Source organism: Cupriavidus sp. SK-3 (genome assembly GCF_000611145.1).
Taxonomy (GTDB): Bacteria; Pseudomonadota; Gammaproteobacteria; order Burkholderiales; family Burkholderiaceae; genus Cupriavidus.
The window spans coordinates 1-10,148 of record NZ_JFJV02000161.1; the positions used below are offsets into that span (position 1 = coordinate 1).

A 10,148-nucleotide genomic window follows, 5' to 3' on the forward strand; every position below is an offset into this window, starting at 1 on the left:
CGGGGATTCGGGGATTCGGGGATTCGGGGATGGCGACGGGGTGGATGTGAATGCCGGAGATCAGTCAACCTGCGCGCCGGATGCCTTGACGGCGGCTGACCAGCGAACGGTGTCCTTCTTCAGCAGCGCGCCGAACTGCTCGGGGGTGCCGCCCAGAACATCTGCGCCCTGGTCGCTCAGCTTCTTCTTCAGCTCGGGCACCTGTAGCGCCTTGTTGAACTCGGCATTCAGGCGCGCCACGATGTCCCTGGGCGTGGCGGCGGGCGCCACGAAGCCAAACCACGTCACGGCCTCGAACCCGCTGTAGCCGGTCTCGGCAATGGTGGGCACGTTGGGCAGGTCGTCCATGCGCCTGGCCGAGGTGACGGCCAGCGCACGCATCTTGCCGTTGCGGATATGGCCGATCAGCGTCGGCACCGACGACAGGTACAGCTGCACCTGCCCGCCAATCAGGTCATTGACTGCCTGGGCCGCGCCCTTGTACGGCACGTGGGTGAGCTTGATGCCGGCCGTCTTCTGGAACAGCTCGCTGGTCAGGTGCGCCACGGTGCCATTGCCCGGCGAGGCCATGTTGATAGTGCCCGGATGCGCCTTGCTGGCAGCAATCACATCGGCCAGCGTCTTGTAGGGCGAATCCACGTTGGTCACCAGCACCAGCGGTGCGCTGGCGACCAGGCCCACCGGCGTAAGGTCCTTCGCCACGTCGTACGGCAGCTTGCGGTAGAGCGAGGGGTTGATGGCAAGGTTGCTGGTCTGGCCCAGCGCGATGGTGTAGCCGTCGCCGCTGGCCTTGGCCGCGGCGTCCACGCCGAGGTTGCCGCCAGAGCCCGGCTTGTTGTCTACCACGAAGCGCCAGCCCATGGCCATCGCCACCTTGCTGGTGACCTCGCGGGCGATGATGTCCGTGCCGCCGCCGGCCGGGAACGGCACGATCACGCGGATGGGCTTGGCAGGATAGGTTTGGGTCTGTGCCATGGCAGGGATGGCCGGGATGGCCAGGGCACAAAAGAGAGCGGTGGTCAGGCCGCGGCGCAGCAGGTGCATTGCTTGTCTCCATCTCGTTATTTGTTGGAACGGATTCTGGATGGTCGTTGCACACAGTACAATACTGTTTCACTGTACGCACCCCATTCCACACCATGGTCCCTTCCAACTCCCCCATTGCCATTGAGGCGGCCGACGACGCAGGCGGCGGCGTGATCGCAGTACGGCGTGCGCTGCGCGTCCTGGAAGCCTTCGGCGTAAGCGACGCACAACTCACACTGGCGGAACTCAGCCGGCGCACGGGCATCCACAAGACCACGGTGCTGCGCCTGGCGCGCACGCTGGCGTCCGACAACTACCTGGTGCAGAAGGAAGACGGCAGCTGGCGGCTCGGGCGTGCTGCGGGCTGGCTTGGCGCGTGTTACCAGGCCACCTTCAATGTGTACGAAGTGGTGGAACCGGTGCTGCGGGAGCTGACGATCAAGACTGGGGAAAGCGCGTCGTTCTACGTGCGCGAGGGCCAGCAGCGCATGTGCCTGGTACGCGTGGAGGGTCCGCAGGCCATCCGGCACCATGTGCGCATCGGCTCGGCGCTGCCGCTGGACAGTGGCGCGCCCGGGCGGGTCATCCTGGCGTTCTCAGGGGAACCGGGCGAGCCCTATGAATCGATCCGGCGGCGGGGATATCACCTGTCGATGGGCGAACGCGAGCCGGAAGTCTCCAGCGTTTCGGCGCCTGTGTTCGGCCTGCATTGGCGGCTGCTCGGGTCCGCGTGCATCTCGGGGCCGACTTCGCGGCTCAATGAAGAGCGCTTGATTGCCCTGGCGCAGACGGTGGTGGACGCGGCCAACCAGCTTTCGTATGCGATGGCGGGGAGCCACCAGCCCGCGCCCGCGGCAGCTTCGGGCAGTCCGGCAACATGGCATCCTTGACGTACAGATGCGTCACGCTGGCACAAATCGTCGTTTGGCTGGCAGTATTCGAAAGCGTTCCTGATGGTCCGGCGACGGCTGTTGCCCAATACTGGAACTGGAACTGGATCTCACCCGACAACACACTATCCGCAGCAGCAAAGGAGTGAAGCGCATGCCCCCGCTCGAGACCCTATTGCCGTTCTTCGGCATCGCCGTGGTACTTGGCCTGACCCCCGGCCCGGACAATATCTTTGTGCTGCTGCAATCCGCCATGCGGGGACCTCGCGCCGGCATGGTCGTGGTGCTTGGCCTGTGCACGGGCCTGCTGGTGCATACGGCCGCGGTGGCCTTCGGCCTGGCCGCACTGTTTGCCGCTTCCCAGCTAGCATTCGCGGCGCTGAAGATCGCCGGCGCGCTGTACCTGGCCTACCTTGCGTGGCAGGCGTTCCGCGCCCCGGTGGGCAAGATGGCCGAAGGCGGCGGCGGCAACGCTGGCACCGGGCACATGTACCGGCGCGGCGTGGTGATGAACCTGACCAACCCCAAGGTCGTGATCTTCTTTCTCGCGTTCCTGCCCCAGTTCGTCGCTGCCGACCGTGGGCATATCGCGCTGCAGATCATGGTGCTGGGCGTGGTCTTTATCATCGCCACCCTGCTTGTTTTTTCCGTGATCGCCTACTTCTCGGCCATGTTCGGCGCCCTGCTGCTGCGCTCGGCTCGCGCTCAGCGCGCGCTGAACCGGTTTGCGGGGGTGGTGTTCCTGGGACTCGCCGCGCGCCTGGCGACGTCGCGGCTGTAAGCCTGCACCCCCCGGGCGATGTTCTCCTCCTTGCCCACAGGAAGCTCTGCAGCCGATTGCCGGCCGGGGACCGGATCACGCCGGAAGGAGGACGCATCGTCGTGCCGGACTCGGGCGGCGGGAAGGCAGGGATGCCGGAAAGGGATGCCGCTGCCACCCTCCATCCCTGCCCCGGGGCCTTAATCCCGCCCACCTCCAAACACCCGCTTCACCCTCTCCCAGAGCACTCCCAGCATCATCGACACCGGATTCATCTGCGTGGCCTGGCTGCGTTCACTCTCCGACAGCGACGGGTCCATCTTGCGGGTCACGTTCTTGCCGAAGTCGGCCATCATGCGACGGACAAAATCGCGCACCAGCCCGGAGCGGGAGAACTGCGCCAGCGGGCCTTGCAGGGAATACTGCAAATCGATCAGCACTTCGGTCTCGCCCGCCGATACCGCCTGAAGCACGTAGGTGATATCGCCCGCGGCCTTGGAGTTGCTCAGCGAGTCCTGGCCCGCGCCCTTGAGCACGCCGCGCCGGTTCTGGTCGTCCCGTTCCAGCCGCGCCGCGCCGTTGAAGCGCGCCGCCATCGGCCCGAACTTGATCGCGACGTGGCCCTTGACGCGGTCGCCGTCCTGCTCGGTCAGCGCGGCACCCGGCAGGCAACTGGCCACCGCGGGCAGGTCGGCCATGAAACGCCAGACGTCATCGACCGGGAACGGCACCTTGAAGCCGCCATCGATGCGCGACCAGCCTTTCTTGTCGGCGCTGCGCTCGGTCTCCTCCGTGGCCGCGGCAATGGCTTGCGCCTCGCCGGCGCTATCGGCGGCGGGCGTGAAGCAGACGAACGCGCGCGGCGCTGGCGTGCTTGCCTGCGCGGTGCCGCCGCCTTGCGGCCGCCGTTGCGCCAGCACCGAGCGGATCGCGGCCACGATGCCCATATAGCCGGTGCAGCGGCAGAGGTTGCCGGAAAGCTCGTGGCGGATGGTGGCTTCGTCGGCATCCGGCAGCCGCAGCACGATGTCGCGCGCGGTGGCGAGCATGCCGGGCGTGCAGTAGCCGCATTGCAGCGCGTGGTGCTTGTTGAACGCGGCGCGCAACTCGCGCATCACGGCATCGTCGTCATAGCCTTCGATGGTCACCACCTTGCTGCCGGCGCAGGCGCTGGCAAACGTGATGCAGGAGCGTACGGGCTTGTCGTCGACCAGCACGGTGCAGGCACCGCAAACCCCGTGTTCGCAACCCAGGTGGGTGCCGGTCAGGCCCTGCCCGTCGCGCAGGAAGTCGCCCAGGTGCGTGCGGTGCGCGCAGGCACCGGCAGCGGCGCGGCCATTGATCGTCAGTGCGATGGTTTCCACTGCGGCCCTCAGTTAAAAAGTTGTTCGATGCAGCGCGTCGCGGCGGTGCAATAGAGCTTGCGGTCGATCGCATCCTTGCCGGGTGTGGCTTGCGTCACGGCTGCCAGGATGGCTTGCGGGGTGAGCGCGGCGGGGCCGTGCGCCGCAATGCCGCTGGCCAGGCCGTGCAGCACCGCCGGCGCGCCGTCGAGCGCACCCAGCACGATGCGGGCGAAGCGCGCGGACGAATCGAAATAAGCGGCGCAGCTTGCCTCGGCGAATTCGCCCGTCTTGCGGCAGAGCTTGTGGTAGCCCCAGCGCACGTCGTCGTTGTGACGCGGCACATGGACGGCCGCGATCACTTCGCCCTCCGTCAGCGCTGTGGTGTAGGCGCCCAGCATGAATTGCGTCATGGGTACCCGGCGCGTGCCGCCCTTCGACGCAAGTTCAAGCTCGGCGCCGACTGCGGTCAGCGCCACCACCCAGTCCGCCGCGGGATCGGCATGCGCCAGGCTGCCGCCGATGGTGCCGCGGTTGCGGATGGCGCGGTAGGCGATACCGTGTGCCACGGACTGCAGCATGGTGCCGCGCAACGCCGGGAATTCGCCGTCCTCGATCTGCGCGTGGGTGACGGCAGCGCCTATGCGCACGCGGTCCTGCTCCACGCTGACCGTGCGCAGCTCGGCCAGCTTCGACAAATCGTAGACGGCATCGGGCCGCGTCAGGCGCAGGTTGAGCATGGGGCCCAGCGACTGGCCGCCGCCCATGACCTTGGCGTTGTCGGTGCGGTCCGCCAGCGCGGCGCAGGTCGCGGCCAGGGTGGGCGCCGCGTGATAGATGAATGCAGCTGCTTTCATGATGGTTCAGGCCGCCTCTCTGGTTTGCGTGGTCCGCGGCTCGTCTCGCGCTTGTTCGGCGCGGGCCAGTGCTTCGAGCACCTTGCGCGGCGTGAGGGGAGTCTCCAGCAACTCCACGCCGAACTGCCCCAGCGCATCGTTGACGGCGTTGAAGATGGCGGCCGGGGGCGCGATGGCACCGCCCTCGCCCATGCCCTTGGCGCCGAACTCGGTGTGCGGGGACGGCGTCTCGAAGTGGTGGATGCGGATCGCGGGAATCTCGGTGGGCCCGGGCAGCATGTAGTCGGCCAGCGTGGAGGCCAGCGGCTGGCCGTTGCCGTCGTAGCGCATTTCCTCGAACATGGCGGTGCCGATGCCCTGCGCAACGCCGCCGTAGGTCTGCCCTTCCACCACCATGGGATTGACCATGGTGCCGCAGTCTTCCACCACCACGTAGTCGAGGATCTCGACGTGGCCGGAATCGGTGTCCACTTCCACCAGCGCGGCGTGGGTGGAGTACGTGAAGCTGCCGGTATCCACATTGGGCTTGTAGCCCATCGTGGTTTCCAGCCCGGCGGGATCCACATCGGCGGGCAGCTTCTGTGGATTGATATACCAGGCGTTGGCGATGTCGGCGATGGGCACGGCGGCGCCGCCCGCCTTCACCGCCCCGCCGTCCAGCGCGGCCTCGCCCTCCGGGCGCAGCAGCATATGCGCGCCGATCTTCAGCAGGCGCGGCACCAGCGCCTTGCAGGCGCGCGACACCGCGCCGCCGGACATCACCAGCGAGCGCGAGGCGTAGGTGCCGGTGGAGAACGGCGTCACGCCGGTGTCCCCATGCACCACCTTGACCCGCGCCACGTCGATGCCGAGGATCTCGTGCGCGATCTGGGCAAAGGTGGTTTCCATGCCCTGGCCATGCGAGTGCACGCCGACGCGCACTTCAAGCCCGCCGTCCGGCGTGATGCGCACGGTGGCGGAATCGAAGCCGGGAATCACCGGCGTGCCCCAGGCGGCGAACACCGAAGTGCCATGCGCCGATTGCTCCGTGTAAGTGCCGAAGCCCACGCCAAGGTAGCGCGATCCCGCCGAGGCATCGCTGTGCCGCTCACGCTGGCGCGCGCGGATGCGCGCCAGCCCGATCATCTCCGCTGCCTTGCGCACGCTGGCGGGATAGTCGCCGCCGTCGAAATGCTTGTTGGTGACGTTGACGTAGGGCATGGCCCCGGGTTGCACCAGGTTCTCGCAGCGGATCTCCCACGGCTCGCGCCTGACCGCGCGCGCCAGCGCGTCGATCAGCAGTTCCATGGCGAAGCACACGCCGGTGCGCGCCACGCCACGGTACGGCACGAAGCCGGGCTTGTTGGTGGCGACGCATTCCGTGATGCAGCGGTAGCCGTCGAAGGCATACGGCCCGGGCAGGTTGCCGATAGCCTGGCCCGGCTCGAGGCCGATGGTGAAGGGCCACACGGAATAGGCACCACCATCGATGGCGATCTTTGCGTCGAGCGCCAGCAGCCGGCCGCGCGCGTCGGCATAGGCCGTGACCTCGTAATGGTGCTCGCGCGAGTTGGCACCCGCGGTCAGGTGCTCGCGGCGGTCTTCGATAAAGCGGAACGGCTTGCGATACGTCATGGCCAGCCACGCGATGCACAGCTCCTCCTGCTGCAGCACGCACTTGTAGCCGAAGGCGCCGCCCACGTCGGGCGAGATCACGCGGACCTTCTCCTGCTCCAGGCCCAGGCAGTGGCTCAGCACCGTGCGGATCATGTGCGGCACCTGGGTGGCGCTGTAGACGATCAGCTGGTCGAACTGGTGATCCCAGTAAGCCAGCACGGCCTTGCCCTCCATCGGCACCATGCACTGGCGAGCCAGGTCGATCTTGCGGGTGACCACCACCGCGGCGGTCTTGCTGAGCGTGTCGAAATTCTTGTCGGCGGTAAGCGTGAGGAAGTGGTTATCCTTCCAGTGCTCATGGACACGCGTGGTGCCGCTGGCCTGCCTGGCGCCGTCCACGTCGGTAAGCGCGGGCAGTTCGTCCAGGTCCGCGACGACGCGCTCGGCAATGTCCTCGGCTTCCGCGCGGGTCGGTGCGAAGGCCATGGCAATCGGCTCGCCGACAAAGCGAACCTTGCCGCTGGCCAGCGGCGGCTGCGCCGAGGGCTGGTAAGAGGGAAAGGCCGAGTCCGCCACGATGTCGAGCGCGCCGAGCATGTCGCCGCGCCCGATCACCGCGTGCTCCAGCCCTTCAGGTTTGTGCAGCGCCAGCAGCCGCGCATGCGCCATGGGACTGCGCAGGAAGGCAACTTCCTGCAGGCCCGGCATGGCGATGTCGGCCACGAAGCGGCCCTTGCCATGCAGGTGGCGCGCATCTTCCTTGCGCGCCACGCGGGCGCCTACGCCCTGCCCGCCTTCCTTCGCTATGTGGTCTTTGTCCATACATTCCTCCAGCCCGGGTTAGCCGCCATCCGAGACTGCTTTGGGGGTTCGTGGATCGCGGTCATCTCGGCAACCGGCTGATCGATAAGTCATTTCCGCGCACTTGCGCGCCGCACATATTCAGTGCACTGATCTTATCGCCAGATTGGCGAAACGGACGGCAGCGGTCAATTGGGGCTTTAGCCAATACAGTGCGTGGTGCGGCGCGCAAGCGCGCTCAGAGGCGCCTCAATGCCGCGAGTGCCTGCTCGCGGGGCATCACGGCGGCGTATTTCTGCTCCATGTCGAACAGGTTGGCCTCGTGCGGCTGGATTGCGCGGTCGCCCACGCAGTCCGACACCACCAGCGGGCGGAAGCCGTGCGACATGGCATCGACCACGCTGGCGCGCACGCAGCCGCTGGTGACCGCGCCGGCCACCACCAGCGTGCGCACGCCGCGCTGCGTCAGCCAGGCCGCCAGCGACGTGCCGAAAAAGGCGGACGGCACGGTCTTGCGCACCACCAGCTCGCCGTCGCGCGGCGCAAGCTGCGGCACGATCGCGCTGGCCGGCCCGTGCTCCTTCAGCGTCAGCATGCCGGGCACCTTCAGCGTGAAAATGTTGTGGTCGCCGTCGTCGTCGGCAAACACGATGCGGCTGTGCGCCACGGCCCAGCCCTGCTCACGGGCTGCCGCCAGCAGCGGCACGGTGTTGGCAATGGCCTGCGCGATATTGCCGCCGCCGAACATCGCCGGATCGGCGAAACCGTTGACGAAGTCGACGATCAGCAGGCCCACGGGGGCTTGCAGCGGCAGCGGCGTGCCGAAGCCCTGGCGCTCGTAGGTGGAGAGTTCGCTATGTCTCGTCATTTTCTGTTCCAGCCGTCCAGTACCTTGCCTTGCCTGACCACGTCCTCGCCATCCAGGCGCACCGTGCAGTTGCGCAGCGGGATATCGATATGGCAGGCGGTGGTGCGGCTGCCGCCCGCTTCGTTGTTGGGGCCGAGCGAGAACAGGAAATTGCCCTCGTAGGCGCGCGCGTCCATGCCGATGGAAGCTTCGCGGTCGTACAGGCCCAGCGTCGACCAGCGCGCGCGCGGCTGCAGGCCCCAGCCGATATGCGAGATGGCATAGGCTTGCGGGTCGTTGAAGGAGGCCATGTAGTCGTTCAGCAGTTCGGCATCCAGCCCGCCTTCGATGCGCGTGGCATAGCCGCCTTCCACCGTCAGCTCGACACGGTCCGCCACGTAGCCCTTCTGCGGCAGCAGGATATCGCCGCGGTCCAGCACGATGCGCCCGCTGGCGCCGCCTTCGTCCGGCCACGTCAGGACGAAGCCGCTGGGCCAGTGGTCCCAGCGTCCCGGCTCGTCGACGAAACCGTACTCGCTGATGGCGGGAAACTCGCCGAGCGGGCAACGCAGGTCGGTGCCCGCATCGGATGTCACATGCATTTCCCTGGCGCGCGACAGCCGCGCGTTGGCGCTTGTCACGCGCTCGCGGTCGGCCTCGGTCGGCACCATGCGCACCAGTACTTCCGGCGGCTCCACCGCCAGCAGGATCCTGGTGCCGGTTTTCAGGATGTCGTGCTGTTCGGGCGAGAACAGCAAGGTCATCAGGTCCAGCACCAGATCGCTCTCCTTGAGCGCGGCGATGGCGGCGCGGTTGCCGGTGAGCGCCGTGGTGCCGAGGTAAGCCAGCGGGTCGCGGCTCAGCGCCTTGTCGCCATTGACGGGCGGCAGGTCCAGGCGGTTGACGATGGCGCCCATCGCCTGCGTGGCGACCAGCGCGCACGACAGGGTCTGCGGATGGGTGGCGGCGCTGGTGAGGATGGTGACGGTCTGCCCGGGCGCGAGGCGGGACAGCGTAAGGACCTGTTTCCAGGCCTGGATCAGGGCGTGATCGCTGACTGGCATGTTCTCTCCTGGTGATCGGCGGCTCAGGCCGCGGCCTGTTGCCGTGGACGTGGGACAACTTCAGCGCCGAGGAAGCCGCCCAGCGCGCGATAGAAGCCCGCCTCGTCGTCCCAGGGGATCATGTGGCCGGCGCCCGGCACGTGGCTGACTTCGGTCCGCGGCAACAGACCACGGATCTCGTCGATATCCTCGGGACGCACCACATCCCCGCGGCCAGCCACCATCAGCAGGGCCGGTACCGCGACATGCGGCAGGTCGGCATGCACGTCGTCGGTATGGAAGCCCTGGAAGCTGGCCAGCACGGCGCGTTCGTCGCAGGTGTGCAGCCATTCGGCACGCAGGGCCAGTTGCGCGTCGGTCCAGGTGGGACAGAAGCGCCGCATGGTCTCGATATCCACGCCGTGCCGCGCCACCGCCATGGAATCCACATACCAGGCGAGTTGCGCGGGGTAGGCGCGCCGGCCCGGGCCGGAGACCGGCGGATCGACCATGACCAGCCGCGCCAGCCCGGCCGGCCGGCTGCGCGCGGCTCGGATGCCGATGCGCGCGCCCATCGAATGGCCGACCACGCTGTAGCGTTGCAGGCCCAGGGCCTGCGCGAAGGCCAGCACATCGGCGGCCTGCGCATCCAGGCTGTAGTCGAGCGTATCGGACGCGCAGGACAGGCCGCGCCCGCGCACGTCCAGCACATAGGTGTCGAACTGCTCGCCCAGGCGTTCGCCGACGAAGCCCCAGGTGATGGCCGGGCTGGTGATGCCCGGCACCAGGATCACCGGATCGCGCGTGGCGCGCGCGCCGCCGTTGCCGCCATAACGCAGGTAGTGCTGCCGGATGCCGTTGGCGTGGACGTTGCCGCCGCAAACAAAGGTACTCATGTCATCGCTCCTTGGCCGGGGCGCTCAGTAAGCGCCGGACAGCAACGCGCCGGCGCCAGGCACGACCGGCTCCAGGTCGAGCTGCTTGA

9 protein-coding genes are annotated in these 10,148 nt (G+C 67.6%); 2 read left to right on the forward strand and 7 right to left on the reverse strand.

Annotated features, from left to right (window positions below):
• Positions 1 to 60: 60 nt before the first annotated feature.
• The gene (locus tag CF70_RS16520; protein ID WP_035866787.1) at positions 61 to 1,044 is read right to left on the reverse strand and encodes a Bug family tripartite tricarboxylate transporter substrate binding protein; all 984 of its coding nucleotides are present in this window, start codon (positions 1,042 to 1,044) and stop codon (positions 61 to 63) included.
• Between the two features lie 95 nt (positions 1,045 to 1,139).
• On the opposite strand from CF70_RS16520, the gene CF70_RS16525 reads away from it, so the two are divergent.
• Positions 1,140 to 1,916 (forward strand): IclR family transcriptional regulator, encoded by a 777-nt coding sequence (locus tag CF70_RS16525; RefSeq protein WP_035866789.1) that lies wholly within the window; start codon positions 1,140 to 1,142, stop codon positions 1,914 to 1,916.
• Positions 1,917 to 2,070: 154 nt separating this feature from the next.
• Positions 2,071 to 2,697 (forward strand): LysE family translocator, encoded by a 627-nt coding sequence (locus CF70_RS16530; RefSeq protein ID WP_035866791.1) that lies wholly within the window; start codon positions 2,071 to 2,073, stop codon positions 2,695 to 2,697.
• A gap of 179 nt (positions 2,698 to 2,876) precedes the next feature.
• On the opposite strand, the gene CF70_RS16535 is transcribed toward CF70_RS16530, so the two are convergent.
• The 6 genes from CF70_RS16535 to CF70_RS16560 all read right to left on the reverse strand — a co-directional run bounded on the left by CF70_RS16535 (position 2,877) and on the right by CF70_RS16560 (position 10,059).
• Positions 2,877 to 4,040: a xanthine dehydrogenase family Fe-S subunit gene (locus CF70_RS16535; protein WP_035866794.1), complete on the reverse strand. Its 1,164-nt coding sequence runs from the start codon at positions 4,038 to 4,040 to the stop codon at positions 2,877 to 2,879.
• Between the two features lie 8 nt (positions 4,041 to 4,048).
• On the reverse strand, positions 4,049 to 4,876 hold the full coding sequence (locus CF70_RS16540; protein ID WP_035866796.1) for an FAD binding domain-containing protein: 828 nt from the start codon (positions 4,874 to 4,876) through the stop codon (positions 4,049 to 4,051).
• Positions 4,877 to 4,882: 6 nt separating this feature from the next.
• Positions 4,883 to 7,294 (reverse strand): xanthine dehydrogenase family protein molybdopterin-binding subunit, encoded by a 2,412-nt coding sequence (locus CF70_RS16545; protein WP_035866798.1) that lies wholly within the window; start codon positions 7,292 to 7,294, stop codon positions 4,883 to 4,885.
• Positions 7,295 to 7,511: 217 nt separating this feature from the next.
• Complete coding sequence (locus CF70_RS16550) at positions 7,512 to 8,141, reverse strand: N-carbamoylsarcosine amidohydrolase (protein ID WP_035866800.1); 630 nt, start codon at positions 8,139 to 8,141, stop codon at positions 7,512 to 7,514.
• Positions 8,138 to 9,184 carry a 2,5-dihydroxypyridine 5,6-dioxygenase gene (locus CF70_RS16555; RefSeq protein WP_035866802.1) on the reverse strand — a complete coding sequence of 349 codons (1,047 nt, stop codon included), beginning with the start codon at positions 9,182 to 9,184 and terminating at the stop codon, positions 8,138 to 8,140. Before CF70_RS16555 ends, CF70_RS16550 begins: the two co-directional genes overlap by 4 nt.
• A gap of 23 nt (positions 9,185 to 9,207) precedes the next feature.
• Positions 9,208 to 10,059 (reverse strand): alpha/beta fold hydrolase, encoded by an 852-nt coding sequence (locus CF70_RS16560; protein ID WP_035866805.1) that lies wholly within the window; start codon positions 10,057 to 10,059, stop codon positions 9,208 to 9,210.
• Positions 10,060 to 10,148 lie beyond the last annotated feature (89 nt).

What these genes read in the sequence shown, in the direction of transcription:
- CF70_RS16520 (WP_035866787.1), bottom strand. Translation starts at nt 1,044, where the DNA reads ATGCACCTGCTGCGCCGCGGCCTGACCACCGCTCTCTTTTGTGCCCTG.
- CF70_RS16550 (WP_035866800.1), bottom strand. Translation starts at nt 8,141, where the DNA reads ATGACGAGACATAGCGAACTCTCCACCTACGAGCGCCAGGGCTTCGGC.
- CF70_RS16540 (WP_035866796.1), bottom strand. Translation starts at nt 4,876, where the DNA reads ATGAAAGCAGCTGCATTCATCTATCACGCGGCGCCCACCCTGGCCGCG.
- CF70_RS16560 (WP_035866805.1), bottom strand. Translation starts at nt 10,059, where the DNA reads ATGAGTACCTTTGTTTGCGGCGGCAACGTCCACGCCAACGGCATCCGG.
- CF70_RS16545 (WP_035866798.1), bottom strand. Translation starts at nt 7,294, where the DNA reads ATGGACAAAGACCACATAGCGAAGGAAGGCGGGCAGGGCGTAGGCGCC.
- CF70_RS16555 (WP_035866802.1), bottom strand. Translation starts at nt 9,184, where the DNA reads ATGCCAGTCAGCGATCACGCCCTGATCCAGGCCTGGAAACAGGTCCTT.
- CF70_RS16530 (WP_035866791.1), top strand. Translation starts at nt 2,071, where the DNA reads ATGCCCCCGCTCGAGACCCTATTGCCGTTCTTCGGCATCGCCGTGGTA.
- CF70_RS16525 (WP_035866789.1), top strand. Translation starts at nt 1,140, where the DNA reads ATGGTCCCTTCCAACTCCCCCATTGCCATTGAGGCGGCCGACGACGCA.